Raw genomic sequence first — 26,370 nt, forward strand, 5'->3', positions numbered from 1 at the left:
AGCAATAACGATGATGACACACTTTATCTAACAGACCCGGTTTCACTCGCTACTCGTCACTCGCTACTCGTCACTCGCTACTCGCCACTCTCACCCCGACCTTTGCCCCTGTGAGACACGTCCACTTCCACGACTTCGGCGTCATCGACTACGCCACGGCGTGGGACCTGCAGAAGCGGCTCTTCCAGGAGACCATCGACATCAAGCTGGCCAACCGCGCGCTGCCTGCGGATGAACAGCGGCCGACCGAGGACCACCTGCTCTTCTGCGAGCACAACCACGTATACACCCTGGGCAAGAGCGGCAAGCAGAGCCACCTCTTACTGAACGAACAGGGCTTGCGCGACAAGGGCGTGCAGTTCTTCCCCATCGACCGCGGCGGCGACATCACCTACCACGGGCCGGGGCAGCTGGTGGGCTACCCCCTCTTCGACCTCGACCATCATTTCACGGACATCCACCGCTTCCTGCGCACGCTGGAGGAGGCCGTGATCGGCACGCTGGAGGCCTATGGCATCAAGGCCGGCCGCCTCGAGGGCCTCACCGGCGTGTGGCTCGATGCGCAGGACCCCTTCAAGGCCCGGAAGATCTGCGCCTTCGGCATCCGCGCCAGCCGCTGGGTCACCATGCACGGCTTCGCCTTCAACGTGAACACGGACCTCAGCTACTTCCAGAACATCGTGCCCTGCGGCATCGCCGACAAGGGTGTCACCAGCCTGGCGCAGGAACTGGGCGGGCCGGTGGACATGGACCAGGTGAAGCAGCGGATGAAGCTGGAGCTGGCCGACCTGTTCGACGTGGAGCTGGTGGGGTGAGCTGCTCCGCGTTCGCGCCGGCCTCGCCCGAGGGCCCTACCTTCGGCCATCCCTGTCCGCCATGCGCCTGTTGAAGAAGATCCTGCTCTGGACCGCCGGTCTTGTCGTGCTGCTCATCGTCCTGGCCTACGCCACCGGCAACGGGCACATCCCCCGCGGTGTGCGCTACACCTACCTCATCGGTCGCACCGCTCCGGAGATCGACGACCGCGACTTCTTCCCCTACAGCACCATCCCGGCCACCGCGCCACAACCCTGGCCCCAAGGCGCACGCTACGGACATCTTTCGCTCAAGCCCGAACAGGAGCAACAGCTCAAGGACCTGTACAGCGTGGGCTTCGCCGTGTTCCAGCACGACAGCCTCATCTTCGAGCAGTACTGGAACGGCTGGGACGCGGACAGCGTGAGCAACAGCTTCAGCGTGGCCAAGAGCTACGTGAGCGTCCTCACCGGCATCGCCCTCAAGGAGGGGGTGATCAGGAGCGTGCAGCAGCCGGTGGGCGACTTCCTGCCCGAGTTCACGGCGATGGACCCCTGCCACGGCGCGATCACGATCGAGCACGTGCTGACCATGAGCACCGGGCTGGACTGGGGCGAGAGCGGCGCCGACCCCTTCAGCGACAATGCCAAGGGCTACTACGGCACCGACGTACGCGCACTGAGCCTCGACCAGCCCTGCCGCATCCCTCCGGGCCGGGAGTTCGACTACATCAGTGGCGCCACACAGATCATGGCCGAGGTGCTGGAGGCCGCCTGGAAGCGGCCCCTCGACGAGCTGGTGGCCGAGAAGCTCTGGGGCCCGCTGGGCTGCGAGCATCCGGCGTACTGGGGCAAGGACAGGGAGGACGGGGACTTCAAGGCTTTCTGCTGCCTCTACGCCACGGCGCGCGACTTCGGCCGCATCGGGCAACTGTACCTGGACAGCGGCATGTGGAAGGGCCGCGAGATCGTGCCACGCGACTTCTTCCTGGCCTCGGTGACCCCCGCCAAGGTGATGGACAAGGGCCGGCCCAACGCGCGCTACGGCTACTTCTGGTGGCTCGCCGAACTGGAAGGGAAGCCCATCCACTACTGCCGCGGCTTCCACGGCGAGTACGTGGTGGTGATCCCGCACGAGGACCTGGTGCTGGTGCGCACCGGCATGAAGCGCGAGGAGGTGAACGAGGAGGGCCACCCGCAGGACGTGTTCCACTGGATCGCCATCGCCCGGGAGCTGGCCGGGCGCAAGGGCTGACGGGCGATGCGCAAGGACATCCATCCCCCCAAGGTCGAAGGCGTGGCCATGGCCGTGGTGCGCGAGCCCGACCCCGAAGGCGTGGAGGGCTGGTACGTGTACCTGGTGAACCGGAACGACTACGCCCTGGAGAACGTGCTGATCAGTTCGCGTGGTTATGGGGAGCTGGCGGGTGAGGCGCGGCGCACCAGTGAGATGCGTCACTTCCTGGACAAGCTCGGCCCGCGAAGCTGGGCACGCATCGAGCCCATCATGGAGGAGCTTTTCGGCCTCAACAATCAGTACTGGCTGAGCTTCTACGCCAACGGGCAGCTGCACGACAAGAAGTACATCTTCCTGCCGGAGAGCATCCAGGAGGCCAACTTCACCCCGCTTCCCCTGATGAAGGTGCGCGGGGTGATGATCGAGTGAGCACCGCACCGATGCCACGCCGCCGCCTGCTGCTCCTGTTCACGCTGCTGCTCGTGGCCCTCGCCGCCGCGCTGGCCCTGCTGCGGCCCGAGGCCGTGAAGCACGAGCTCCGCGACCTGCGCGAGGCCGTGCGCAGGCCCGCAGGCCCCGCCGCCACGGACCTGTCCACCGAACGCACCGCCCCCGTCACATCCGATGGCCGCACGCTCACGACCAACGACCCGGCGCCGTTCGACCGGCCGCTGGCCGCGCGCTCCGGTGCGTCCATCACCCTCGGCGGCCGCACCCTGAGGCCCAACCTGTACTTCGACATGGAGACGTCCGCGGACAGCACCATGCTGGTGAGCACGTTCGCACGGAGCGGCCGGCGGTCGATGCTGTTGAAGGCCTCCGAGGAGTACGGACCCGCCATCCGCCGCCGCGCCGGAGACGTGGGCGCTCCGGTGACCTCCATCGCGGCGGGGCTGTGGTGCCGCACGGACGACCCCGGCCTGGTGATCGTCACCACCGTGCACCGGGGCGACGAACAGCTCGCCTGGTACGGCAAGGAGCTGCGGGCCCACGAACACACCCCCGGCGTGTGGCAGCGCGTGCAGGGCGAATTGTTGCTGCGCGACCTGGAGGTGGCCGATGACGACGTGATCACCATCTACCTCTGGAACAAGCACCGCCACGACACCTGGATCGACGACATGGACGTGGTGTTCCGCAGCGGCGATGTGCTGGGGCGCGACAGCATCCGCGCCCACGACCTGGAGGACAGCGCGCGCACCACACGCCCCCTGCCCTTCGCCGGCGTGGAATGCCTGGGCCCGGTGGATCCCGCGCAGGCGGGCCTTCGTGGAGGGGCCGCGCCTCCGTCCGCGACCGACATCGTCGACCTGCCGACCGGGACCTTGCGGTGGCGCTACCGGCCCGGTGACGGCGTGGCCCGCCTGGTGGACGGCACGGAACAGGCCCGCTATCTGGTGCGCCCCTGGTGCGCCGCCACCGGCGACCTGCTCGGTTACGAGCGGGTGCACGTGGGCACCGAGGCGGGCGCCTTGCGCATCATCGGGTACGACGTGGACATCCTCGAGGACGGAAGCGAGCGCATCGCCAGCACACCCGCCCCGCGCGGCGCCCTGCTGCGCATCACCACCCCATGAACCGCACGCTCCCCGTTCCGCATCGCATCGCCGTGGCCATCGGCGCCGGGATGCTCCTGCTGTTCGGGGCCTGTGGCGTGCGGACCGCGCACGCGCCCGGCGCGCTGCAGGAGTTCGCGGCCCTCACCAACTGGCCGGTGAACGACACCGGTGTGGGTGTGATCACGCTCGACTACACCGATGCCCTCGACAGCGGTTTCGTGGTCCCCAGTCCGCGTCAAGTGCCCGAAGGTCGGTTCACCTTCCGCTTCACCCTTCGCGACACCACCGGCCGTGGCACGCGGTTCCACTACAAGCTCTATTACCTGAACGACAGCTACAAGTTCGCGCACACCGCGCCGGACGGCAGGCAGCATCCCTTGGCGCACGAGAACTTCTACGGCAGCTGGGAGGATGCGGGCGAGGGCTTCCGCCTGAGCCCACCGGCGACCGCCGAGGGCATCACGGTCACCGACGCGTTCCGCATCCGCGGCGACCCGCGCGACCAGCCCGAGCACCGCGACGACCGGGGCCGGCCGGCACGCTGGTCCCGCAATCCGCGTGTGGGCGAGTACGTGTTCATGCTCGTGGTGATGCCCGAGGACGACTTCGCCCGCACCGCACCGGCCGCCGAGGTGCAGGACATCCGCCGCACGGCCGAGGGCCGGCACATGGACCCGTTCTGGTACTGGATCAGCGGGCCGGGGGCGCGCTTGAAGGGGGCCGAGGTGCGCATCGCGGCCCAGCGGTTGAAGGTGGAGGCCCGCCCGCCGCTGGGTGCCGGTGTGCATGTGCGGCCCGAGCATGCCGCCGACCGTTCAGCCTTCTCGGCCACCTGCGGCGACGACCCGGCGCTCGCGGCCCAGGCACCCTTCGAGCAGTTCATCCACTACGTGGACGCGAGCACGCGCTTCGCCAACATCCCGCTGATCGCGGACGTGCTCAACAACGAATACACGCCGGCGGACCACGACCGCTACCGGTGCTTCTTCCCCACGGACCAGCTGGTGGGCCTGCGTCCGATGGTGGCCCGCACCCCGTGCAGCACAGTGCGCAGCGACCCGGAGCGCCACGTGATCGAGCTGCGCAACCCGGCGAGCACCGATGGCGACTGGCGCAAGGAGAACGTGGGCATCCGGTCGCGGCACGGCCTGGCCTATGGACGCTACCGGGTGAAGTGCAAGCTCACGCGGCTGCTCAACGACTCGGACATGTGGGTGGGCCTCACCAACGCCATCTGGCTCATCTACGACGGGGCACCGGGCGGCCTGCGACGGCCCTGCCTGAAGGACGGCTACATGGCCAACTACTACGGCGGCGACAACGACCAGCGCGTGCCCCGTGTGGCCTATTCGGAGATCGATTTCGAGATCCTCAAGACCCCCTCCTACTGCCCCGACCGCGCCTTCCCGCCCACCTACCCGCAGCAGCTGGCCCTGCCGGACGACCGCAACGCCTGGACCTACAGCACCAGCGACACGCGCACCGACGGCCGCGGCATGATCACCGTGGCCTGCACCAACTGGGACATGGCCTGCCACGATGCGGAGGACTTCGATGTGGGCTGCCACGCCATCGAGAAGGACGGCCGCACCTACGTGAACCACCGCTGGGACCACAACTACCGGGCGCTGACCCAGAAGACCGAGGCGCTGGACAGCGAGCTCTTCGGGGGCGACCACTACTGGTTCGAGATCGACTGGCGGCCGCAGGAGATCTTCTGGCGCATCGGCCCCGACCTGGAGAAGCTGCGTACGGTGGCCTACATGAACAACACGGTCACCGAGGTGAGCAACGTGCAGATGCACCTGATCGTGACGCAGGAGTGGCACAACACCCGCTGGTGGCCGGGCACGCCCTTCGACCAGGGCTACATCCCCTTCCCCGCCAGGGACCTGGTGGGCGAGGTGCAGGAGGTGATCATTGATTGAGGGCGGGTGCCTCGCTTGACGCCCGGAAGGCCGGGATCGCATGCAGCGAAGCGGGGTCGATGTCGACCCCGAACCGGTCCCTATCCATGGGGTAGTGCATATCCTGCAGCCAGAAAGGCAATTGCTCCCACGCGGTTCCCTCGGGGATGGGTTCGCACGGGAGCATCATGACCGGAGCTCCACCGTCGGAGGCGCTGATCAACAGCGTTTCGAACGGCACACCCCAATCGCCCACAAGCCCATAAGCGGCCTGGTCCGGTGCGGTGAAGTACCGCACGCCCCCTCCGGAGGACCGGCCATCCTCCACCACCTGTTGCAGCCGGGCAAGGCGATCCTCATAGCGTGCGGCGGCGGTGGCGATCGCACCCGACTTGACGACCAGCACGATCACCAGGATGGCCGTCATCAGCGCTGCGGAACGATCGCCATGTGCTTTTCCGGCATGGCCAAGCACCCAGGGGAGCACCACCAGCAGCGCGGAGGGCATGATGCTCTTGTCCATCATGATCTCCTGCTGGCCATACGGGGATGAAAGGAAGGTCACCACGAGATACGCCGGGAAGGCCGCGGCCGCGACAGCGGCATGCAGGTAGTGGCGGGAACGCAGCAGTGCCATGACCCCCAGGAGCAGGAGCACGACCGGAAGGATGTAGAACTTGCCCGGAAGCAGCAACCCATCCAGGAAGTAACCAGTGGACGCGAGCTCCGGGATCCGACCCAGGTCCGTCAGGCCGTTGCGCAGGTTGGTGCTGAACTCCAGCTCATACGCACTGGGCGGGAACCATGTCCTGTAGTTCATGGCCCAGAGCAGGCAGACCAGCATGGCCGAAACAGGAAGGGGCCACGAGCGCCCGGGCAACAGGAAGGCGAAGAGCGCCATGAACAACACGAAGGCGAACGCCGTGGGATGCACCATCAGCGTGGGGATGAGCAGGACAAGGCCCACAGCCAGGGTCCACGGTCTCCTGCCGACGCCCTTGTTGAACGCCCACTCCCAGAACGCCAACACCAGGAACGGATAGGAAAGCAGGTAGTGGGCCTCCAGCACCATGCCATAGAAGGACGTGTGCATGCAGAGCACGGTGGCCAAAGGCATGGCCATGGCCACCACCAGTGACCGAAGGACATGCACGCCCGTCACGAAAATGAGGTACGGAACAAGGACATGGGCGACGGATGCGACGATCAGCAGGGTTCGGGTTCCCAGACCAAGGCCGGCTCCTGCCTTGACCAGCGCCTGGGGAATGATCGCGGAGTAGCGGTAGGCTTCGATCTTGAACGCCGGGTCGTTCAGCCAGCTGAAGACCTGATAGGCCGAATCGACATGGGCGATGCGCAGGTCCCAGTGCCACCAGGAAAGCAGAAGCAGGAACAGGAACAGGCCATGCCCGACCAACACGACCGGGCTTCCGACCAGCGCGAGCTTCCTGTTCATGGGCGGGCTTGAACGATGACGGTGAATTCCTTCAGCTCCACCACAGCGCCGCCGGGGACCCACCAGTACAGCTGGTCCACGATGCCGTCGCCGCGACGGGGCACGCGGACCGATGTGTTGAACGGACCGCTCCCCAGATCGGCCTGGTGGTAGCGCAGTCTCACCCCTTCCGCATCGGTCTCGGTGAACACCAGATGTGCTGTCGTTCCATCGGGGATCACGAGCTCCCCGGCGATGCGCAGCTCATGAAGCACAGCGCCATCCTCCGGCACCAGGTCGTCCAGGGCAAGTGGATACTCGCCGTGGAGGCAACGCATGCGACCATCCGGGCAGGCGTTGAGCGCATCGCGCAGCCGCTGGGGAAGTTCCTCCGAACGGTCGAGGTCGATGAGCGTATCCGGAACGGGCCATCGTGCGCTGGGTCGGCGCTCGAAGAGGTACACCTCGAAGGGCTGACCACCGGCATGGAAGTGCTCGGGCTCCTGCCGGCTCCACCCGCGCAGCACCGTGAAGCCCGTGTCGCCCATCAACTGGTCAAGCTGTATTCCGCCCTCGTTCGGGCCCATCCGGGAATCCCAGCAGATCAACTCCCCTTCGGCCAGTCCAAGGTCCTTGCGCTCATCGTCCAGCCGCCAGAAGGTGGGCGTCCGCGTGCTGTCGAACAGGTCGCGGTCCAGGGCGAAGGCCAGGTAGGGCTGCGCCAGAGCAAGACGCCGGGCCGTGAGCACATCCGAACGAAGGAACGCGGCGGCCTCATCCATCACCAGTTCGGGCACGGTCTTCCTGACCGGCAGATCGGTGCGATGGTAGGCCTCGGCCAAGGCGGACACGCCCAGCAGCAACACGGCCAGGGACCGCGCGCGGGGCGAAAGCGCGCGAAGCACCGGTGCGGAGCCATCCACGGCCACAAGGACCAGGAAAGGGAGCACGGTGGCCATCACCCGCAGCAGGCCGAAGGAGCCGTTCGTGCCACGCCACCAGATCCACGAGTGGATGAAGGTGATCGCGAGCACGGGCGCCAAGGCCAGGGAGAGGATGAAGATGCTTCGGCGGTGCTCATCCGATCGTTCGCGAAGGGTCAGGGCCAGGGCGATCGAACCGATCGCCGCCGCCACCAGCAGTGGCACACCGGCGATGTCCCGCGCATGCGCCACGTAATGCCAGAACGACCCCTTCCCATAGAAGTCAACACTGTGTTGGTAGGGATGCTCCTTCAACAACCAGAACACATCATGCTTCACAAGGCCACCCAGAAGGCTCATCACCACCGTGCCCGCGGCCAGCCAGGGAAGAGCGCGCCAAGCACCGCACCGGACGAACCAAAGCACCAGAAAAGGAAGAAAGCCAACCCATTCGGGTCGGGCGAAGGGCAGCAACGAGGCCACCAGGGCCGCCGACCTCCATCGGTCCTTCCAGGTGAGCCAGAGCGTCCAGGCCGCCACCGCTCCGAACAGGACCTCGGTCATCCCCGCCACGGTCACCTGCAGGTACATCGGGGCCGGCAACAGCAGGACGGGTACGAGCCAGGAGGCGCCTGGAGATCGCTCGACCGTGATCCGCATCAACGGCCAGGCCGTGAGCGCAAAGAGCAGGGCGTTCAGGAGGGCCATGCCCCATGCACCGAGCTGCGCGAAGGGCATGGCCAGGAAGGTGTAGAGCGGCTTGGCCCACAGGTCGAGCAACACGTGTGGATGCTCCGGAGCGTACCGGGCGAACAGGTAATGGAACACACCATCCCCGGGCTCCGGCGTTGCAGGCAGGAACACACGGAGCAGTACAGCGCCCAGTGCGAGCAGAAGGACCAGGGCCACCGGGCCGAACCCCGGCGTGGGCGGGTCCAAGGTGCGCTCAGAGGCCATACTTGATGATGCACCAGATGGCGCGGAAGCCGTCCTTCCAGCCGATCTTCTTGCCCTCGGCGTAGGTGCGGCCGTAGTAGCTGATGCCCACCTCGTAGATGCGGATGCCCTTCACCCGGGCCAGCTTCGCGGTCACCTCCGGCTCGAAGCCGAAACGCTGCTCACGCAGATCAAGCCCCTTGGCGATGTCGCTGCGGATCAGCTTGTAGCAGGTCTCCATGTCCGTCAGGTTCAAATTGTTGAACGCGTTGGACAGGAAGGTGAGCACCTTGTTGCCGATGCTGTGCCAGAAGAACAGGATGCGGTGGGGATGGTGGCCCATGAAGCGCGAGCCGAACACCACATCGGCGAAGCCCTCCACCACGGGGCGGAGCATCAGGTTGTACTCGCGCGGGTCGTACTCCAGGTCGGCGTCCTGCACGATGAGGTGATCCCCGGTGGCCTCGCGGATGCCCCGGTGGATGGCGGCACCCTTGCCCATGTTGCGCGGCTGCTCGTAGAACCTGATCCCCAGGGACGGATGTTCGTCCATGTAGGCCCGCACGGCGGCGGCCGTTCCGTCGCTGCTGCCGTCGTTCACCACGATCACCTCTTTGCCAATGCCGTGATCCAGCTCCACTGCGCGCACCTTGTCGAGGATGCGGTGGATGGTGCGCTCCTCGTTGTAGGCAGGAATGATGATGGAGAGCACGACCGGCGTCGCGCCGCACCGGGGATCAGAGAACGCAGGTGCCATGATACCGGTGTTCATGGTTCCCTTCTTCCACCGGAAGGCCTCAGCTGCGGTCCGTTCTCGTTACGCGCCCACGGCGCGTCCTCGATCAGTACGATGAACGCGAACATGGGGATCAACCACAGCACTCGTGACTGCAACCGCGGGTCCACCACAGCAAGGGACGATGTGACAGCTGCGTTCGCGACCGCCCACGCGATGATCGCCTTGAAGAGCATACTAAGACTGCGGTGATGCAGCCATTGGTCGCGGCGGAAGTACAGATAAACCAATGAGACCAGGAGGACGAAACCAACAAGCCGGTTCGCCCAGTCAAGATCCTTGAAGTCCTCCCGTTGCTGCCTGCTCATCCGATATCTGGAGAATTCCCGTTTAAAATGGTTCCCGATATGGAAGAACGGGCTGGTGCCCGGTCCATAGCTGTGCAGCCCTACACCCGCATCATACTGGAACAACTGCACGAGCGTGGCGATCAGGGCCGATCGCGCATATCCTTTCATGGCCTGGTGATCCCTGAGGATATCCTGCATCAGCGGTGCAAGAACTGAATCGCCCTGGGACAAGGATAGGCCTTCCCTCGCAAGGATGCCCTTGTCCGACCAAAGCATGGAGCCGGCGTCGGATGGAAGGTCATCCACATAGGGACAGAGCCGGTATGGCCTATCCCCGCAATTTTTCCTGAGGAATCGCTCCATCACACCATCCTCGCACAGCCGTCCCGCCAGGAAGACATTGCCTGCACGCGATAATGCGGGAGGTTTTCCATCCTTCATGTACAATGCAGCAATAAAGATCGGAGCGATCAATGCAAGCAGCGGTGGCGAGTAGATCCTCCAAGAACGCCATTGTCGACGCTCCTTCGGTTGAACGAAGACGATAAGGAGCCATGCGCACCATGAAGCCAACAGAATAAAAATATGCGAGTTGTGACTGATCAGGGATAAAAGAACAATAATATGGAGAAAGACCAAGGCGGGGGTCCGTAAGGGAGTTTCGGAAAAGATCAAGTACGAAGCGAGGAAAAGGACCGGCGTGAGGAAGTCGGCCATGATCTGCACCGTATACCAGGAAAGGGAGGTTCCGACGGCGAGGAGCACCATGAGCAGGTCGTGCTTCCGAAGAAGGTCCCGTGGTTCAGCCATGCTGCTGCGGAGCACCAAAAGAACGAGCCAGCTGACCAAAGCCCCTTGGACGAACGGAACGGTCCACAAGGTCTCCTGCCAGGTAATGGCCCGAAGGAACAACGAGTAACCAAGCGGACGGTCATCCAGTTGTTCCAAGGTGATCGAGGCTCGGACGTAAGCACCGGAATCGGCATACACAAGTGGGTATCCGTTCACGAACGCCAGTGTGGAGAGCACCGCACCCCATGCCAGATGCCGGAGGGTCGGCCGAACGAGAGCGAGGCGCTGACCCATCAATCAACCCTGTTCAGCCAGCTCTCCGTGAATGCTGTGACCACGGAACAGCCCTGCTGTACAAGAACAGGACCGTTCACGGATGAGCGGGACGCTGAAGGTCGGAGGGGTTGGGCCTTGGTGATCATCACAAGGCCAAAGCTGTGCGAAATTGTTGTGCTTGCAAGGTCCTGACCACGCGGGATCCAGTGGTGCGCGTCCAGGATGGCGACCCCGCCCCGGCCACCTCCACCGGCCGATCGAAGCGATGTGCGCGGCTTCGGCGCAGCCTTGGCGGTTCTCATGAGGGCTGTGTGGATCCCGAGGGTCCTCCTGCACGAACATGATCGCGCAATGAACCACGGTGCGTACCAAATGTAGAGGACCGCATCACATGCGCTCCGCTCGCGCCATGGAGCTGAGCGCATGGATGTGGATGCCCTTGTGCCGCCCCAACGGTCGGGTGAGGTAGGGCTTCACCACCGGGTCGTCCAGCCAGCGGTCCTGGGCGAACAGCAGGTAACGGGCCCCGCGTTCATGGAGGCGCTCGAAGGTGCCCGGGTCGCTCCAGTCATGGCCGTAGTTGGTGAACCCTTTGCGCCCCATCAGATACAGGGAGCCATTGATGGTGTGGTCATCCAGGAAGATCACCAAGGCGTCCTTGGGGATGTGCAGGGAATCGAGGACCGGCCCAAGGTCCAGTGTGCCCCGTAGATCGTAGTGGTCCATCGCGCTCCAGAACGGCAGCTCGTGCCTGTGGTGGATGGGCAGGACCTCGGACGGGTCGATGGGCATCCGCTCCGCATAGCGCATCCGCATGTTGTTGGCCGCATAAGCCACGTTGTACACGAGCAGCAAGGCGAACACGGACTTGGTCCGGATGGACCCGAACAGGGCCGCATGATCACGGCGCAGCCACCAGAGAAAGGTGGTCCAGAGCACCAGCGGCAGGATCAGCGGGTTGATGAAGTAGTAGTCGTGGCCGTCCACGGCATGGAACCAAAGGAGGGTGTAGGCGAGCACGCCGGCGAGCATCAGGATGTTCAGCAGGGCCACGGGGCCGGGCAGGCGGCGCACCTGAACGGCCAGCGCCACAAGGGCCGCACCGAGCACCAGCCAGACCGTGGTGTCGAACACCTGGAACACCAGGATCCGCGTGCCGAAGGTCCAGGCGCGATGCACCTCCTCCGGTGTCATGTCCCAAATGGGCCAGATGCTGTTGAACGTGTACCGCCCGTTGTGTCCGTCATTGTAGCTTTCGGCATAGGCGTACCAGGCAAGGACGGCGACCACCGACAGGACCGCCCACGTCCACGCTGGCCAGGCGGCGGGAAACAGCTTTCGGTGTTCGGCGAACCGGGAGGGCATCAGGGTGGCCGCCAGCAGGATGGCCAGGATGGCCACCAGGCTGATGCCGGCGCTCACCTTCAGCAGGGCGGCCAGGGCGAAGGCGCACATCGCCAGGGCCCACCACCGCACGCGTCGTTCCTGGGCGTGCCGCACCACGAAATACCACCCGATCAACACCAGGTCGAGGGCGGGCACATCGGTGAGGAACCCCATGCTGTAGTACACGATGATGGGCGAGGCGAACAGCAGGAGCGCCGAGGCCACGGCCCAGAACGCATCGTCAAGCACGCGGCGCAAGGCCAGGTACAGGGCCCACGTGGCGGCGAAATGCAGCAGGATGCCGAAGAGGCGGTACACGAATTCGTTGGGTCCGGTGACCTTCCACACCTGACCCACGACCCAGTACAGCAGCGGGAACTCCCCCGCGCTGTTCCCGGAGTACCCGTCATCCGCAATGCGCGCATGGATCTCCGGTTCGAGGAACGGCCGCCCTCTCCGGTAGTTCTCCGTGATGGACAGGCAGTCCGTCTGCCGCCACAGGTGGCAGGGTGCGGGACGGGTGTGCAGCACGCGTCCTCCTTCATACACGGAGAACATGAGCAGAAAACCCAACGCCAGCAACCACCCCGGACCGGGTCGCGGACCGCTGGCGAACGGGACCCGCATCGCGCCGCTCCTCACACCGCCATCTCCGGCTCGTTCCCCGTGGCCACCAGCCGGCCCTCCGTCTTGGCGCGGATCTCCTCCACGCTCACCCCCGGGGCCCGCTCACGCAGCACGAACCCCTCGGTGGTGATGTCGAACACGCCCAGGTCGGTCACCACCTTCCTCACGCAGCCCACGCCGGTGAGCGGCAGCGTGCAGCGCTGGAGCAGCTTGCTTTCGCCGGCCTTGTTGGTGTGCAGCATCACCACGATGATGTTCTGCGCGCTGGCCACCAGGTCCATGGCCCCGCCCATGCCCTTCACCATCTTGCCAGGGATCTTCCAGTTGGCGATGTCGCCGTTGTCGGCCACCTCCATGGCGCCCAGCACGGTGAGCTGCACCTTCTGCGCGCGGATCATGGCGAAGCTGGTGGCGCTGTCGAAGATGGCCGCGCCCGCCTTGAGCGTCACCGTCTGCTTGCCCGCGTTGATCAGGTCGGCATCCTCCTCGCCCTCGACGGGGAAGGGCCCCATGCCCAGGATGCCGTTCTCGCTCTGCAGCTCCACGTGGATGCCGGGCGGGATGTAGTTGGCCACGAGGGTGGGGATGCCGATGCCGAGGTTCACGTAGAAGCCGTCGCGCAGCTCGCGGGCGATGCGCTGGGCCATCTGTTCCTTGGTGAGCGCCATGGGGTCAGGGCTGTATGCGGTGGATGTGCACCTGCACGCGGCCGAACTGAACGGGCCTTCGCGGTGCGTTCCAAAAGTAGAGCACATGCCGCACCGCACCGGGCACGGGCCGCAACACACGCCACGCCGTGAAGTGCTCGCCCCGCCAACGCGGTCGCTGCAGCGCGGGGCGCACCTCCTCATGCGCCAGCTCGCGGCCCAGGCTGTCCAGGGCCACGATGGCCAGCACGAGGTCCTGCACCGGTCCTTCTGCGCTCAGCGTGCACGACACCTCCACGGCGCGGGGTTCCGTTCCGACCGGCGTCGACAGCAGGTCGAAGTAGGCCTTCGGACGCAGCGGCGGATCCACCATCAGGCTGTCGACGGGCGTGAGCATCAGTGGCCGCGCACGACGCATCAGATGCAGGCCGGTCCCCTCATGCACGTCCTCCACGACAAAGCCCTGTCGCGCGGCCTCGACATGCCGGCCATCCGCGATGCGGACATCGTGAAGGCCTTCCGGGAAGTCGGTAGTGTGCGGGACCGGCGACCCGAACGGCCGTCCGTTCAGCGGTACGGAGAAGCCGAGCTGGTGATAGGCGCCCACCACCGGCGTGCGGCCCAGCCGCCGTTCGAGGGCCGCGATGCGCGTCAGGAAACGGTCGGGCACGCTCTGCTCGGCCCACAGCGCCGTGTGGTCGAAGTTGAGCCCGGCCAGCGTGCGCAGCGGGAACCACAGCAGCATGATCGCCGCGTAGCGTGCCCGGGGTCGTTGTGCGGACCACACGTCGGCCCCATGTCCGGCGACAAGCAGCCACAGCGGCACCAGATGCAGCCCGGCCCTGTCCTCCGCATGGTTGACATCGAGCAGCTCGGCCATGCCCACACGCATCAAGGCGTCGGCCAGCAGCAGGCCGGTGAGCACGGCCAAGGGGGTCGCCCAGGTGCGGCGGCGCACCACGACCACCGCGGCGACCAACACGACGAGCATCACCGCAGCGCGCCAGGACCATCCGTCAGCCCCGAGCACCCAACGGCAGAGGGAGCCCACGGTGACGGCCACGAAGCCCTCCGTGCTGCCATGGTACAGCAGTCCCTGCGCCCGCAGGTCGAAGGCATGCCGCACAGCGAACAGGAACGGCAGCAGGCCCAGGAGCATCCAAAGGGCCAGCTGAGCGCGGCGTTGCGGTACACCGCAGAGCAGGATGAGGCCCAACGCAGCGAGCACCACGCCCCATAGGGGGATCAGGGCCAGCACCGCCGCGTTGGCCAGCAACAGACCCGCCAGGGCTTGCGTCAGCGCGCTCAAGCTGCGCTCGGGCATCCACCGCAGCAGGCCATCGAGGGCCACGGCGAGGAAGGCCAGCTCCAGCGCATAGCCGCGGAACAGGGCGAAGAACTCGAAGGCGAACGGGCAGGCCAGTAACGCGGTCCAGGTGCACCAGCGCACGGTGCGGTCGCGCAGGCCCCGGCCCAGGCGCCACACGCACCAGGCGTAGAGCGGAAAGGCCAGCAGGCTCCCCAGCCGTGCGGTGAACACGGTGGTGCCGAAGAGCTGCACGACCAGCGTGCCGATGGCCGAGCTCAGGAGGTGGTTGTTGGCATCGGGGTGGGCCTGTGGAGGCAGGAAGATGCCGGGTTCCGCATACCAGTAGAGCGAGGCGCACTCGTCGTGCACGAAGGGCACGGTGGCTGCGCGCACCATCAGGACCGCCCACAGCGCGAGCGTGGCGAGCTGGTAAAGCCGTTCGTCGCGCCGAACGTTCGCCATGCGGCGGGGTTGGCCGGTCAGCCGCGCTTGCGCACGGTGCGCTGTTCGATGCGCTTCTCGTACCGTTCGCCTTGGAAGATGCGGTGCACGAAGATGCCCGGAGTGTGCACGTGGTCGGGCTCCAGCTCGCCGGGCTCCACCAGTTCCTCCACCTCGGCCACGGTGATGGTGCCGGCCATGGCCATCATGGGGTTGAAGTTGCGGGCCGTGTGGCGGTACACGAGGTTGCCGAGGCGGTCGCCTTTCCAGGCCTTCACCAGGGCGAAGTCGGCGCGCAGCCAGCGCTCCATCACGTACATGCGGCCATCGAACTCCCGGGTCTCCTTGCCCTGTGCCACCTCGGTGCCGTAGCCGGCCGGGGTGAAGAAGGCCGGGATGCCCGCCCCTCCGGCGCGGCAGCGTTCGGCCAGGGTGCCTTGCGGGATCAGTTCCACCTCGAGCTCGCCGCTCAGCATCTGGCGCTCGAACTCGTCGTTCTCGCCCACATAGCTGCTGATCATCTTCCGGATCTGCTTGGTCCGCAGCAGCAGGCCGAGGCCGAAGTCGTCCACGCCCGCGTTGTTGCTGATGCAGGTGAGCCCCTTGACGCCGCTGCGTACCAGGGCGGCGATGCAGTTCTCGGGGATGCCGCACAGCCCGAAGCCGCCCACCATCAGGGTCATGTCATCACGGATGCCTTCGAGGGCCGCATCGGCATCGGCCACCACCTTGTTCATGCTCATGGCGCAGGGAATGCGGCGAAGATAGCCGGACGCCCCGGCCTGTCGGGCTCACTCCCACGTGGGGCCATCATGCTCGATGGGGCCCTGTTGCAGCCGTCCGCGGCAGTCGAGCAGCTCGGTGTCGAACCCGGCGGGCCGCTCGAAGTCGGCGGTGGACAGGCCGATGGTGCTGTCGGCGTACACCTTGTTCATGAAGTAGCCATAGATCGGCAGCGCCATGTTGGCGCCCTGACCCTTGTCGGTGCTGCTGAAGCGCACGCTGCGGTCCTCCGCGCCGGTCCACACGCCGGTCACCAGGTCGGGCGTGATGCCGATGAACCAGCCGTCGCTGTTGTTCTGTGTGGTGCCGGTCTTTCCGGCCATCGGCGCCTTGATGTTGGCGTACTTGGCGCGGGCTCCACCGCTGCTGCGGATGCGCATGCCGGTGCCCACCACCTTGCCGGTGCCCCGGTTGTAGGCCCCGTCCACCACGCCCTTCAACAGATTGAGCATGATGTAGGAGGTCTGCTCGTCGAGGGCCTCCTCGGTGCGCGGCACCAGGTCGAAGATGGTGTTGCCGTTCTTGTCCTCCACGCGCGTGAAGAGCACCGGCTCGATGTACACGCCCTTGTTGGCGAAGGCCGCAAAGGCGCTGGTCATCTCCATCAGGGTGAGGTCGGCCACGCCCAGGCAGAGGCTGGGCACGGGCTCCAACGGGCTGTTGACGCCCATGTGCCGCGCCAGCACGGTCACCGCCTCCGGGCTGTACTGCTTCATCAGCCAGGCGGTGATGGTGTTGATGGAATTGGCCAGCGCAAACTTCAGGGTGACCAGGCCGCCGTACTTGGCGTCGCTGTTCTTGGGGCACCAGTCCGGCTGACCCTCGGGCATGTCGAAGCATACCAGCTGGTTGGGCAGCTCCTTGCAGGGGTCGAGGCCCTCGCGGATGGCGGTCGCGTACACGAAGGGCTTGAAGGTGGACCCCACTTGTCGGCGGGCCTGCTCCACGTGGTCGTACTGGAAGTGCTTGAAGTCGATGCCGCCCACCCAGGCCTTCACGAAACCGGTGCCCGGGTCCACGCTCAGCAGACCGCTCTGCAGGAAGCTCTTGTAGTAGCGGATGGAGTCCATGGGGCTCATCACCGTGTCCACCTCGCCATGCCAGCTGAACACACGCATGGGCACGGGCTTGTCGAACAAGGCGGGGATCTCCTTCTCGGGGACCACCGGCCACCAGGTGTCGCAGCCGCCGAGCTCGGGCCGGCAGTGGAATTGCATGTGCCCTTCGTGCATGGTCCGTTCGATCACGCGCGCCGGACGTTCGCAGTTGGGGCACTGTTTGCCCGTGAGGTTCCGGTAGCGCACGCTGCGCTTCATGGCCGCCTCCAGGATGCCGGCGATCTCGTCCTCGCTCACGCGCCAATCGAACGGCCGGTTCTTCTTCTTCGCCAGGTCCTTGAAGAGGTCGGGCTGCAGCTCGCTGCGCAGGTGCTCGGCGAGCGCCCACTCGGCATAGGCCTGCATGCGGGGGTCCAGCGTGGTGTACACCTTCAGGCCATCGGTGTACAGGTCGTAGGCTTTGCCATCGGCCTTGGCGAACCGGAGCTTCCCCTGCTCGTCGGTGGAGGCCAGCAGGGCCTGCAACCTGGAACGCAACACTTCGCGGTAGTATGGGGCCGGACCCTCGGCGTGGTCGATGCGCTGGAACCGCAGGCCCAGGGGCAGGGCCTTCAGGGAGTCGTAGGCCGCGCGGTCGATCATGCCGGCGCGCTCCATCTGGGCGAGCACCACCATGCGGCGGTGCAGGGTGGTGTCCGGTCGGCGCACGGGATTGAAGAGGGCCGGGTTCTTGCACATGCCCACCAACAGGGCGGCCTCCTCGATGCGCAAGCTGTCGGGACCGGTGTTGAAGTACACGTGCGCCGCACTGCGGATGCCCACCGCCTGGTTGATCCAGTCGAAGCGGTTGAGATACATGGCGATGATCTCATCCTTGGTGTACTGGCGCTCCAACCGCACGGCGATGATCCACTCCTGGAACTTCTGGAAGATCCGCCGGAAACTGCTGGCCGGCTTTTCGGTGAACAGCATCTTGGCCAGCTGCTGGGTGATGGTGCTGGCACCGCCCTTGCTGCCCATGTACACCGCGGCGCGGGCCGTGCCGCGCAGGTCGATGCCGCTGTGCGCGCGGAAGCGCTCGTCCTCCGTGGCGATCAGGGCGTTCACCACGTGGGGGCTGATCTGCTCGTACTTCACCGGGATCCGGTTCTCCCGGTAATACTGGCCCATCAACGTGCCATCGCTGAAGAGGATGGCCGTGGCCAGGTCGCTTCTGGGGTTCTCCAGGTCCTCCGTGCCGGGCAGGTCACCGGCACCCGCCAGCAGCAGGGCGGAGACGACGGCGAGGACCGGGCCGACCAGCACCGCCCAGAGCAGGAGGGGCAGCAGGCGGCGCTTGCGCGGAGCGCTCATGGCGGACGAAGTTAGCGGCGGGCCTGAGAGGGGCTGATGCTCACGCCCACATCGAGCACCCCATGAAGGGTGTCATGCCGCATCGCCTGCTCCAGCCGCAGGCAGTAGCGGCCCGAACGCGGAAAGCGGTCGCCCAGGCGGTACAGGATGTGGGCCTGGAACCGGTCGGCGAAGATGTAGCCGGTGCCGCGGCCGTACCACTGGCCCATGGGATCGGCCAGCTGGCACTCCACCGTGTCGCGCAGGACCCGTCCCGTCGGGTCGGTGAGGTCCACGAACAGGTAGAGGTCGTTGTAGGGATAGTCGCCCGTGTGACGCACATCGATGTACACGTCATGCGGGCTCACCGTGTCCGTGATGCCGAAGCAGAAGGTGGGCGCGTACGCGTTGTGCCAGCCGTGGGCAGGGAGCGGCACATCGCTCTGGTAGATCTCCGGCCGGCCGCAGGCCACCAGCGCCACCAGCAGGAGAAGCGGAAAGGCGGCGCGGTTCACGCCTGCGGTGGTTGAGCGGGCGGCGGGCCGCCGGGCTTGTCCGGACGCGGCCCGCGATCGCGGCGTCCGCGCCGGTCACGGCGTCCACCGCGCGCCCCTCCCTCACCCTGGGGGCGGGGGGCCGCCTGACGGGGTTCGGCACTGCCGCCTTCCGGTTTCGCGCGGGAAGGAGCCCCCTCACGGGGCCGGTCGCGCTCCTTTCGCTTCTTGCCACCGCGCTTGCCCGCGCCGCGGGACTTCATCTTCTGGTCGAAGCGGGTGAGCTCGTCCTGGCCAACGACGTTCTCGTAATCGGGCACCTTCTCCTCGGGCACGGCCGGAGCCGCCACCATGTTCAGGTCCACCTCGGGCTCGATGCCCTGTTTGTTCTGCGCCAGAATGTCGCGCACCACCTCCACGGGGAAGGAGGCCATGATGAAGGGCTCTCCCGGGCGCTTGAACCCGTAGAACATGCGCTCGGTGAAGATGTCGGTCTTGATGTGGGTGCCGGTGCCCTGGCGTGTCTTGAGCTTGGCGTTCTGGGAGGGGTAGCTCTTGATCGCCTCGATGTACATGTCCAGCTCGTAGTTCAGACAGCACTTCAGCTTGCCGCACTGGCCGGCGAGCTTCTGGGGATTGAGGGCCAGCTGCTGGTAGCGCGCCGCGCTGGTGGTGACGCTGCGGAAGTCGCTCAACCAGGTGCTGCAGCACAGTTCGCGGCCGCAGCTGCCGATGCCACCGATGCGTCCGGCCTCCTGCCGGGCACCGATCTGCTTCATCTCCACCCGCACGTTGAAGCGGTCGGACAGGCGGCGCACCAGGTCCCGGAAATCGATGCGCTCCTCGGCGGTGTAGTAAAAGGTGGCCTTGGTGCCATCCCCTTGGTACTCCACATCGGTCACCTTCATGTCCAGCCGGGCCTCGCGCGCGATGACCCGGGAGGCGAAGAGCGTTTCGTTCTCCAGGTCGCGGGCGGCATGCCAGCGGTCCAGGTCCTCCTGCGTGGCCTTGCGGACCACCTTGCGCAGCTCGAACGTGTCCTGAGCCTTCTCCTTGCGGGCCATCTGCGCACGCACCAGTTCTCCCACGAGGCTCACCACCCCGATGTCGTGGCCCGGGCTGGCCTCCACCACCACGGCGTCACCGGGCACCACGCCGAGCGAGGGCGGGCAGCGATAGAAGGTCTTCCGCGTGTTCTTGAAGCGCACCTCGACCGCATCGAAGGGCTGCTGGCCCTGGGGCAGCGGTACGCCCGTGAGCCAGTCGAAGACCCCCAGCTTGTTGCAGCCGCTGGTGCTGCAATAGCCATTGCTCTTGCACCCGGCCGGCTTGCCGTCGGCCCCGCTGCTGCAACTTGCACATCCCATTCCTCTGGTGCTCTGATGATCGCGCTGCGGCTCATGGCCGGATGGGCGCGGCACGAAGATAACCGGCGGAGCCGGGTGCGGGCGCCCTCACGCGCGCAACGCGCGATGGACGCTGTAGCTCAGGTCCATGAAGAGCACCTTGGGGTTGGCGTTGCGCTCCAGGTGCTGGTGCGCGGACTCCAGTTCGTGCCGCAGCTCTTCCGCGCGCGGCTCGGACAGCATGGCGGCGAAGCGGCGGATGAACTCCTCCTCCTGGCCCACCGCACGGACCAGTCCGGACGCTCCGGCCGCGTGCAGCAGGCTCATGCGCACCAGGTGCAGCCCATATCGCATCAGGCCCTTCTGCCGCTCCCGACCCATGCGGGCGAAGTGCTCGGCGAACTCGGCCGCCTCGTGGATCTTCAGGCCATAGCAGGCGCGCATCCAATCGCGGAAGAGCACGAAGAGCTCCTCCTCGCTCTTCTCGGCCATGGCCACGGCCTCCAGCAGATCGCCGGCACTGCGCACCGCGCAGGCGCGCGCCTCCTCGGGCTTCAGGTCCGGGTAGCGCTCGGCAAGCGCTTGCGCCACCTCCTCCTCCTGCAAGGCGGGCACTTTCACCAACTGGGCACGGCTCAGGATGGTGGGCAGCACTTGGTCGATGGACGAATCGACGAGTATGATAGCGTTCATCGGCTCAGGCTCCTCCAGTAGTTTAAGTAGTTTGTTCGCACATGTGTCATTCATCCGACTCGCTATCCAGATTAAAACGACCTTATAACCTCCTAGCATAGATTTTCTACTCAAATATTTTGCAATCTCGCTTGATTCATGGTTACCAATAAGACCTTGCTTTTTTTCCCCATCAAGTCTATCATACCAAATATTTTCATCGAGAAATGGTTCTTTATTGACTGCTTCTCGCCACAGTGCAAGCTGAGCTGTCCATTCGCGTAAAAACAATCCAATATTTTCCTTGTCTCTAGCTTTACTTGAAACTATTGAAGGAAACATAGTATATAAATCGGGATGTGACAAATTGTCCACCATTTGGCAACTAGAACAAACCCCGCAACTCTCAACAGGGCCTTTATGCTCACAAAGGAGATACTGGGCATAACCAAGCGCAAGTGGAAGTGCTCCACTTCCACGTGGCCCAAGAAAGAACTGCGCATGTGGTATACGGCCCTCTCGAATGTTCCCAATTAGCTTGGCCTTAAAGTTAGCGTGTCCAACTATTTGACTGAAGCGCATAGGACGAAGGTATGAGGACAGGGTCACCCACGCACAACGGCTTGTCGAGGTCCACCTGAAGCCCACCGCACCAACACAATGAGCAGCCAACTGGCAGAGGTCAATAATTTCGCGCCTTGTTCGCCGAAGCGTCACATCGCGAAGGCGTCAACCATGTTCACCATGGACACCTTCTCCTTCGCCGGCAAGAAAGCCCTCGTGCGCGTGGACCTCAACGTGCCCCAGGACGCCACCGGCAAGGTGACGGACGACACCCGGGCCCGCGCCATCGTGCCCACCGTGAACAAGATCCTGAAGGACGGCGGCAGCGCCATCCTCATGAGCCACCTGGGCCGCCCCAAGGGCAAGGTGAACCCGGCCATGAGCCTGAAGCCCGTGGCCGAACACCTGAGCACCTTGCTCGGCAAGCCCGTGCTCTTCGCCACCGATTGCGTGGGCGCCGATGCCAGGGCCAAGGCCGCAGCACTGAAGCCCGGCGAGGTGCTCGTACTCGAGAACCTGCGCTTCCACCCGGAAGAAGAGGGCGGCGACGAGGCCTTCAGCAAGAGCCTGAGCGAGCTTGGCGATGTGTACGTGAACGACGCCTTCGGCACGGCCCACCGCGCCCACGCCAGCACCACCATCGTGGCGAAGTTCTTCCCCAAGGACAAGCTCTTCGGCTATCTGATGCAGGCCGAGATCGACAGCGTGGGCAAGGTGCTCGGGAACCCTCAGCGCCCCATGACCGCCATCGTGGGCGGCAGCAAGGTGAGCAGCAAGATCGAGGTGCTGCAGAACCTCATCGGCAAATGCGATGAGCTGATCATCGGTGGCGGCATGGCCAACACCTTCGTGAAGGCCATGGGCGGCCAGACCGGCGCCAGCCTCGTGGAGGACGACCTGCTCGACACCGCGCGCGGCATCATCCAGGAGGCCGGGGCCAAGGGCGTGAAGCTCCACATCCCCACGGACGCCGTGGTGGCCGACGCCTTCGCCGAGACCGCCAACACCGACCAGTGCGCGGCCAACGCGGTGCCTGATGGCTGGATGGCCCTGGACATCGGCCCGAAGAGCATCGAGGCCTGCCGCACGGCCATCCTGCGCAGCAGGACGCTGCTGTGGAACGGCCCCATGGGCGTGTTCGAGATGAAGCCCTTCCAGCAGGGCACCATCGCCATCGCGCAAGCCGTGGCGGAGGCCACCAGCAAGGGCGCCTTCAGCCTGGTGGGCGGCGGCGACAGTGTGGCCGCGGTGAACCAGTTCGGCCTGGCCGACCAGATCAGCTACGTGAGCACCGGTGGTGGCGCGATGTTGGAGTACTTGGAGGGGAAAGTATTGCCGGGGATCGCGGCCATACAAGGGTGAGGGAACACCTGTCGCGTGCGAGATGGACATCCGAATGGACCCCATCATCCCCGCGGACATCAAGCACCTCCACTGCGGCCTGTCGCATCCGGAGGTGATCGGCGCAGCCTGATCGATCCCGTTGAAAAAGCTGGTTTCCCAGCTAACCAGCTTCCCGGGTCATGGCCATCCGCGTATCTTCGGGTCATGAAGATGACCTTTGAACTTCCGCCGGACCTCGTGACCCGCCTGAAGCTGAAGGCCGCGCAGGACGGCGCCAAGCTGAAGGACCTGATCGCGGAGGCCTGCCGCCGTCTGCTGGCCGAGGAGGCGAGCCCCCGAAAGCGGAAGCCCCAGGGCAGTCCCTTCCCGGTGATCAAGGGGGGCAAGACGAAGAGTGCCGCTGCCCTGTCGCCGGACAGGGTGGATGAACTGCTCTGGGGTGGTGGCCGATGAGCAAGCCCTTCCTCCCCGATGTGAACGTGTGGCTGGCCTTGAGCCTGGAGGCGCATCCGCTGCACGCGACCGCCATGCGGTGGTTCGATGCGGCCCGGCCCGGTTCCGTGCATTTCTGCCGATACACCCAACAGGGCACCCTGCGCCTATTGACCACGGCGGCGCTCACCACCCCGCTCGGTCTGCGACCGCTCACCAACAAGGCCGCCATCAAGGCGATGAAGGCCATGCTCGATGATCCTCGCATCGCCTTCGCCGAAGAGCCGGTCGGGTTGTACCCCGCTTGGACGGAACTCGCCTCCTCCTCCTCCGCATCACCGAAGCTCTGGATGGACGCCTACCTCGCCGCGTACGCGCGGACCGGTGGCTATGCGCTGGTGACCAACGACCGTGGACTGAAACAGCTCGCGCAAGCGGACGTGTTGTTGCTGAAGTGATCCCGATGATCGCCCTCCACCCCATCACCCCCGCGGACATCACGCACATCCACCGCGGCCTGTCGCACCCGGAGGTGATCCGCCACTACGCCGTGCGCTTCATGACGCTGGAGGCCACGCAGGAGCAGATGGATTGGTATGCCACCATTGAGCGCGAAGGCACCGGGAAGTGGTGGGCGATCCGGTCCACGGCGGATGACACCTTCCTCGGGGCCATCGGCATCAACCACATCCACCCGGAACACCAGCGCTGCGAGCTGGGCTACTGGCTCCTGCCCGAGCACTGGGGCAAGGGCATCATCAGCAAGGCCATCGGCCAGGTGCTTCATCACGCCTTCCACACCCTGGGCCTGCACCGGGTGGTGGCCGAGGTGGAAACGGAGAACCCCGCCAGCGCCCGGGTGCTTGTGAAGAACGGCTTCCGCCACGAAGGCACCCTCCATGAATGCGAAAGGAAGGACGGGCGCTGGATCAGCCTCGACGTGTACGCGAAGCTCGCCCCGGGTCGACCCTGAGGGTGGAAGCGCTATCTTCGTCTCACCCACGGACCCGGCAGCACGCATTGCGCTGTCGATCACCCCACAGGACCAACATCTCCGCATGGCCGATTCGTTCAACAAACGCGAGCAGGAAAAACGCCGTCAACAGAAACAGGAGGAGAAGGAGCGCCGCAAGGCCGAACGCAAGGCCAACAGCGCCGGCGGTGGACTGGACAACATGATCGCGTACGTCGATGAGTTCGGCCGGATCACGGATACACCTCCCGATCCCACGAAACGGCAGGAGATCAAGGCCGAGGACATCGAGCTGGGGGTTCCACGCCGTGAGGATGTGCCCCCCGAGCCGCTCACGGGCCGGTTGGACCGCTTCGACGAGGGGCGGGGGTTCGGCTTCATCCAGGACAACGGCTCGCGTGAACGCTATTTCGTGCACATCAGCGCCATGCTGGAGGAAGTGCGCGTGGGCGATCAGGTCACCTTCGAACTGGAGCGTGGCCCCCGCGGCATGAACGCGGTGCGCGTGAAAAAGACCTGAGTCGCTGGCCGGGCGACCGCGGCGGTCCGACCCCGGGGGGGGTGCCACTCACCGCTCCATGCGCACCTGCTCCTCCACGGTCTCCACGACCCGACCCAGCCATTTGGCCTCGCCCAGCGCGGGGATCACCATCGGAGCGAAAGCACGGAGCGGAGCCGCGAGCACCGATCCATCGAGCGCCTCGCGCACGACGCTCCAGCGCGTGCCCTGCCAGGCGGCCAGCAGGTTGATGAGCACGCTCAGCACGAAGGCCTTGCGCACCAGGGCAAAGGCCATCCCGGCCACCTTGTTCGGCAGGCTGAGCTGCGCCGCATCGATGGCCATGGTGAGCGCCCGGCCGAGCAGATGAACGACGAGGAGCACCAGCAGAAAGGTGACCAGGAAGCTCAACGCCTCCTGAGCGGGATCGAGACCGAGCCGAACGGCCAACTGGTCGTTGAGGTGGATCCCCGCCCAGATGCCCGCCACCCAGGCCAGCAGACCGGCGAGCTCGCGCACGAAGCCATGCAGGAACCCCTGCAGGGCAGCGATCGCCAGCAGCGCCACCAGCACCCAGTCCACCCAGTTCATGCCGTGAATGTGGGGAATGTGACCAAGGTAGCAATGCAGGCGGCCCGATGGCATCTTTGCCCGCCCATCGACCCGGCCGTTCCCCGTTCCCCAACCCTAATCCCTGCCGTGGACCTCACGTTCGAGAAGCGCTGGCGCGATCTGCTCAAGCACATGGAGCAGCGGTTCGGTGCGCCCGTCGACCTCAATGGGCTCATCTTCCTCGTGGGGGTTCAGGAACTGGGGCAGCATGCCCGCGAGTTCAAGAAGGACGAGAAGGTGAACCTGATGCACATCGGCATCTGCGTGCTGCTATTGCCCTACGGGTACTACCGGGAGCTGGGTCGCGATGCGGATGGTTGGCCGCATTTCGAGCGGGCGCGCGACCTGCCGCCGCTCACCGACAAGGAGCAGGAGCGCCTGATGAAAGAGGCGCTGCTGGACTACTTCGACCACTGATCACGGCTGCCGGGCGGTCATTGCGCACAACCACTGTCCACTGTCGCGCGCCGGCCAGCGCCGGGGCACTGTCCACTTACGGCGTCACCGGTACCAGGGTCACCTCCTCCTCGGCGGTCTCCTCCTCCACGATCTTGATGATGCCTTCGCCCACCGCGCTGTCCTTGAAGCTCACGATGTCCAGCACGGCGAAACCGGCCTGGCCCTGCTCGTAGAAGCCGGTGTAATCGAACTCCACCCAGCCATCGTTCCCGGTGAGCTTCTCCTGGGTGAGGCGCGTGGGGTCGCCCAGAGGATACACGGGGTCCGCATAAAGCTTCACATAGGCCTCCGGCACCGCGCTGCCGTTCTGGTCCTGGATCCGGATGCGGGCGATGGTGGGTTTCTCCTTGTTGCAGGAGGGCAGCAGCGGCCAGCAGAGCAGGAGCCCCAGGGTCATCACCGGGACACGGAAGGTCGATCGGCTCATCGCAGTACTTTTGGGCGCCT

Annotated in this window: 25 protein-coding genes; 11 read left to right on the forward strand and 14 right to left on the reverse strand. The window is 65.5% G+C overall.

Annotated elements, in window-relative coordinates:
* Nucleotides 1-110 precede the first annotated feature (110 nt).
* From lipB to IPM49_11320, 5 genes are all read left to right on the forward strand, one after another.
* Complete coding sequence (lipB, locus tag IPM49_11300; GenBank protein ID MBK9275106.1) at nucleotides 111-815, forward strand: lipoyl(octanoyl) transferase LipB; 705 nt, start codon at nucleotides 111-113, stop codon at nucleotides 813-815.
* Between the two features lie 61 nt (nucleotides 816-876).
* Nucleotides 877-2,049 carry a serine hydrolase gene (locus IPM49_11305; protein ID MBK9275107.1) on the forward strand — a complete coding sequence of 391 codons (1,173 nt, stop codon included), beginning with the start codon at nucleotides 877-879 and terminating at the stop codon, nucleotides 2,047-2,049.
* A 6-nt stretch (nucleotides 2,050-2,055) separates the two neighbouring features.
* A complete protein-coding gene (locus IPM49_11310) occupies nucleotides 2,056-2,460 on the forward strand; it encodes a hypothetical protein (protein MBK9275108.1) in 405 nt (134 codons plus the stop codon).
* An 11-nt stretch (nucleotides 2,461-2,471) separates the two neighbouring features.
* Nucleotides 2,472-3,608 (forward strand): hypothetical protein, encoded by a 1,137-nt coding sequence (locus tag IPM49_11315; protein MBK9275109.1) that lies wholly within the window; start codon nucleotides 2,472-2,474, stop codon nucleotides 3,606-3,608.
* Nucleotides 3,605-5,518 carry a hypothetical protein gene (locus tag IPM49_11320; GenBank protein ID MBK9275110.1) on the forward strand — a complete coding sequence of 638 codons (1,914 nt, stop codon included), beginning with the start codon at nucleotides 3,605-3,607 and terminating at the stop codon, nucleotides 5,516-5,518. The genes IPM49_11315 and IPM49_11320 overlap by 4 nt, the downstream gene beginning before the upstream one ends.
* Here IPM49_11320 and IPM49_11325 read toward each other — a convergent pair.
* From IPM49_11325 to IPM49_11380, 12 genes are all read right to left on the reverse strand, one after another.
* Complete coding sequence (locus IPM49_11325) at nucleotides 5,508-6,953, reverse strand: hypothetical protein (protein MBK9275111.1); 1,446 nt, start codon at nucleotides 6,951-6,953, stop codon at nucleotides 5,508-5,510. The genes IPM49_11320 and IPM49_11325 overlap by 11 nt on opposite strands.
* Nucleotides 6,950-8,812 carry a hypothetical protein gene (locus IPM49_11330; protein ID MBK9275112.1) on the reverse strand — a complete coding sequence of 621 codons (1,863 nt, stop codon included), beginning with the start codon at nucleotides 8,810-8,812 and terminating at the stop codon, nucleotides 6,950-6,952. The genes IPM49_11325 and IPM49_11330 overlap by 4 nt, the downstream gene beginning before the upstream one ends.
* Complete coding sequence (locus IPM49_11335) at nucleotides 8,802-9,548, reverse strand: glycosyltransferase family 2 protein (GenBank protein ID MBK9275113.1); 747 nt, start codon at nucleotides 9,546-9,548, stop codon at nucleotides 8,802-8,804. The genes IPM49_11330 and IPM49_11335 overlap by 11 nt, the downstream gene beginning before the upstream one ends.
* 11 nt (nucleotides 9,549-9,559) lie before the next feature.
* Nucleotides 9,560-10,963: a hypothetical protein gene (locus tag IPM49_11340; protein MBK9275114.1), complete on the reverse strand. Its 1,404-nt coding sequence runs from the start codon at nucleotides 10,961-10,963 to the stop codon at nucleotides 9,560-9,562.
* 369 nt (nucleotides 10,964-11,332) lie between these two features.
* The gene (locus IPM49_11345; protein ID MBK9275115.1) at nucleotides 11,333-12,862 is read right to left on the reverse strand and encodes a glycosyltransferase family 39 protein; all 1,530 of its coding nucleotides are present in this window, start codon (nucleotides 12,860-12,862) and stop codon (nucleotides 11,333-11,335) included.
* Between the two features lie 107 nt (nucleotides 12,863-12,969).
* A complete protein-coding gene (locus tag IPM49_11350) occupies nucleotides 12,970-13,626 on the reverse strand; it encodes a CoA transferase subunit B (GenBank protein ID MBK9275116.1) in 657 nt (218 codons plus the stop codon).
* 4 nt (nucleotides 13,627-13,630) lie between these two features.
* The gene (locus IPM49_11355) at nucleotides 13,631-15,376 is read right to left on the reverse strand and encodes a hypothetical protein (GenBank protein MBK9275117.1); all 1,746 of its coding nucleotides are present in this window, start codon (nucleotides 15,374-15,376) and stop codon (nucleotides 13,631-13,633) included.
* 17 nt (nucleotides 15,377-15,393) lie between these two features.
* Nucleotides 15,394-16,092 carry a CoA transferase subunit A gene (locus tag IPM49_11360; GenBank protein ID MBK9275118.1) on the reverse strand — a complete coding sequence of 233 codons (699 nt, stop codon included), beginning with the start codon at nucleotides 16,090-16,092 and terminating at the stop codon, nucleotides 15,394-15,396.
* A gap of 54 nt (nucleotides 16,093-16,146) precedes the next feature.
* Complete coding sequence (locus IPM49_11365) at nucleotides 16,147-18,549, reverse strand: transglycosylase domain-containing protein (GenBank protein ID MBK9275119.1); 2,403 nt, start codon at nucleotides 18,547-18,549, stop codon at nucleotides 16,147-16,149.
* An 11-nt stretch (nucleotides 18,550-18,560) separates the two neighbouring features.
* Nucleotides 18,561-19,043: a gliding motility lipoprotein GldH gene (locus tag IPM49_11370; protein ID MBK9275120.1), complete on the reverse strand. Its 483-nt coding sequence runs from the start codon at nucleotides 19,041-19,043 to the stop codon at nucleotides 18,561-18,563.
* Nucleotides 19,040-20,389 carry a hypothetical protein gene (locus IPM49_11375; protein ID MBK9275121.1) on the reverse strand — a complete coding sequence of 450 codons (1,350 nt, stop codon included), beginning with the start codon at nucleotides 20,387-20,389 and terminating at the stop codon, nucleotides 19,040-19,042. The genes IPM49_11370 and IPM49_11375 overlap by 4 nt, the downstream gene beginning before the upstream one ends.
* A gap of 87 nt (nucleotides 20,390-20,476) precedes the next feature.
* Nucleotides 20,477-21,622, reverse strand: coding sequence for a hypothetical protein (locus IPM49_11380; protein MBK9275122.1), 1,146 nt, complete (start codon nucleotides 21,620-21,622; stop codon nucleotides 20,477-20,479).
* A 153-nt stretch (nucleotides 21,623-21,775) separates the two neighbouring features.
* Between IPM49_11380 and IPM49_11385 the strand changes: the two genes are divergently transcribed.
* The 5 genes from IPM49_11385 (at nucleotide 21,776) to IPM49_11405 (ending at nucleotide 24,873) form a co-directional block, all read left to right on the forward strand.
* Nucleotides 21,776-22,966, forward strand: coding sequence for a phosphoglycerate kinase (locus IPM49_11385; protein MBK9275123.1), 1,191 nt, complete (start codon nucleotides 21,776-21,778; stop codon nucleotides 22,964-22,966).
* Nucleotides 22,967-23,152: 186 nt separating this feature from the next.
* On the forward strand, nucleotides 23,153-23,401 hold the full coding sequence (locus IPM49_11390; GenBank protein ID MBK9275124.1) for a hypothetical protein: 249 nt from the start codon (nucleotides 23,153-23,155) through the stop codon (nucleotides 23,399-23,401).
* Nucleotides 23,398-23,838 (forward strand): PIN domain-containing protein, encoded by a 441-nt coding sequence (locus tag IPM49_11395; protein MBK9275125.1) that lies wholly within the window; start codon nucleotides 23,398-23,400, stop codon nucleotides 23,836-23,838. The genes IPM49_11390 and IPM49_11395 overlap by 4 nt, the downstream gene beginning before the upstream one ends.
* A gap of 5 nt (nucleotides 23,839-23,843) precedes the next feature.
* Nucleotides 23,844-24,353: a GNAT family N-acetyltransferase gene (locus IPM49_11400; protein MBK9275126.1), complete on the forward strand. Its 510-nt coding sequence runs from the start codon at nucleotides 23,844-23,846 to the stop codon at nucleotides 24,351-24,353.
* 85 nt (nucleotides 24,354-24,438) lie between these two features.
* Complete coding sequence (locus IPM49_11405) at nucleotides 24,439-24,873, forward strand: cold shock domain-containing protein (protein MBK9275127.1); 435 nt, start codon at nucleotides 24,439-24,441, stop codon at nucleotides 24,871-24,873.
* A 48-nt stretch (nucleotides 24,874-24,921) separates the two neighbouring features.
* Here IPM49_11405 and IPM49_11410 read toward each other — a convergent pair whose 3' ends face one another.
* The gene (locus IPM49_11410) at nucleotides 24,922-25,443 is read right to left on the reverse strand and encodes a CvpA family protein (GenBank protein MBK9275128.1); all 522 of its coding nucleotides are present in this window, start codon (nucleotides 25,441-25,443) and stop codon (nucleotides 24,922-24,924) included.
* A gap of 153 nt (nucleotides 25,444-25,596) precedes the next feature.
* Here IPM49_11410 and IPM49_11415 point away from each other — a divergent pair, with 153 nt between their 5' ends.
* Nucleotides 25,597-25,881 (forward strand): hypothetical protein, encoded by a 285-nt coding sequence (locus tag IPM49_11415; protein ID MBK9275129.1) that lies wholly within the window; start codon nucleotides 25,597-25,599, stop codon nucleotides 25,879-25,881.
* Between the two features lie 76 nt (nucleotides 25,882-25,957).
* On the opposite strand, the gene IPM49_11420 is transcribed toward IPM49_11415, so the two are convergent.
* Nucleotides 25,958-26,350 carry a hypothetical protein gene (locus tag IPM49_11420; GenBank protein ID MBK9275130.1) on the reverse strand — a complete coding sequence of 131 codons (393 nt, stop codon included), beginning with the start codon at nucleotides 26,348-26,350 and terminating at the stop codon, nucleotides 25,958-25,960.
* Nucleotides 26,351-26,370: the final 20 nt, after the last annotated feature.

The sequence above is a fragment of the Flavobacteriales bacterium genome, assembly GCA_016715895.1.
GTDB lineage: Bacteria > Bacteroidota > Bacteroidia > Flavobacteriales_F > PHOS-HE28 > PHOS-HE28.

Bases quoted from the DNA above. Each gene is read 5' to 3' on its own strand.
- IPM49_11335 (MBK9275113.1), bottom strand. From the start codon at position 9,548: ATGGCACCTGCGTTCTCTGATCCCCGGTGCGGCGCGACGCCGGTCGTG.
- IPM49_11355 (MBK9275117.1), bottom strand. From the start codon at position 15,376: ATGGCGAACGTTCGGCGCGACGAACGGCTTTACCAGCTCGCCACGCTC.
- IPM49_11405 (MBK9275127.1), top strand. From the start codon at position 24,439: ATGGCCGATTCGTTCAACAAACGCGAGCAGGAAAAACGCCGTCAACAG.
- IPM49_11395 (MBK9275125.1), top strand. From the start codon at position 23,398: ATGAGCAAGCCCTTCCTCCCCGATGTGAACGTGTGGCTGGCCTTGAGC.
- IPM49_11350 (MBK9275116.1), bottom strand. From the start codon at position 13,626: ATGGCGCTCACCAAGGAACAGATGGCCCAGCGCATCGCCCGCGAGCTG.
- IPM49_11310 (MBK9275108.1), top strand. From the start codon at position 2,056: ATGCGCAAGGACATCCATCCCCCCAAGGTCGAAGGCGTGGCCATGGCC.
- IPM49_11315 (MBK9275109.1), top strand. From the start codon at position 2,472: ATGCCACGCCGCCGCCTGCTGCTCCTGTTCACGCTGCTGCTCGTGGCC.
- IPM49_11400 (MBK9275126.1), top strand. From the start codon at position 23,844: ATGATCGCCCTCCACCCCATCACCCCCGCGGACATCACGCACATCCAC.
- IPM49_11420 (MBK9275130.1), bottom strand. From the start codon at position 26,350: ATGAGCCGATCGACCTTCCGTGTCCCGGTGATGACCCTGGGGCTCCTG.
- IPM49_11365 (MBK9275119.1), bottom strand. From the start codon at position 18,549: ATGAGCGCTCCGCGCAAGCGCCGCCTGCTGCCCCTCCTGCTCTGGGCG.
- IPM49_11390 (MBK9275124.1), top strand. From the start codon at position 23,153: ATGAAGATGACCTTTGAACTTCCGCCGGACCTCGTGACCCGCCTGAAG.
- IPM49_11320 (MBK9275110.1), top strand. From the start codon at position 3,605: ATGAACCGCACGCTCCCCGTTCCGCATCGCATCGCCGTGGCCATCGGC.
- IPM49_11380 (MBK9275122.1), bottom strand. From the start codon at position 21,622: ATGCGCTTCAGTCAAATAGTTGGACACGCTAACTTTAAGGCCAAGCTA.
- IPM49_11325 (MBK9275111.1), bottom strand. From the start codon at position 6,953: ATGAACAGGAAGCTCGCGCTGGTCGGAAGCCCGGTCGTGTTGGTCGGG.
- IPM49_11410 (MBK9275128.1), bottom strand. From the start codon at position 25,443: ATGAACTGGGTGGACTGGGTGCTGGTGGCGCTGCTGGCGATCGCTGCC.
- IPM49_11385 (MBK9275123.1), top strand. From the start codon at position 21,776: ATGTTCACCATGGACACCTTCTCCTTCGCCGGCAAGAAAGCCCTCGTG.
- IPM49_11340 (MBK9275114.1), bottom strand. From the start codon at position 10,963: ATGGGTCAGCGCCTCGCTCTCGTTCGGCCGACCCTCCGGCATCTGGCA.
- IPM49_11330 (MBK9275112.1), bottom strand. From the start codon at position 8,812: ATGGCCTCTGAGCGCACCTTGGACCCGCCCACGCCGGGGTTCGGCCCG.
- IPM49_11415 (MBK9275129.1), top strand. From the start codon at position 25,597: ATGGAGCAGCGGTTCGGTGCGCCCGTCGACCTCAATGGGCTCATCTTC.
- IPM49_11360 (MBK9275118.1), bottom strand. From the start codon at position 16,092: ATGAACAAGGTGGTGGCCGATGCCGATGCGGCCCTCGAAGGCATCCGT.
- IPM49_11305 (MBK9275107.1), top strand. From the start codon at position 877: ATGCGCCTGTTGAAGAAGATCCTGCTCTGGACCGCCGGTCTTGTCGTG.
- IPM49_11375 (MBK9275121.1), bottom strand. From the start codon at position 20,389: ATGGGATGTGCAAGTTGCAGCAGCGGGGCCGACGGCAAGCCGGCCGGG.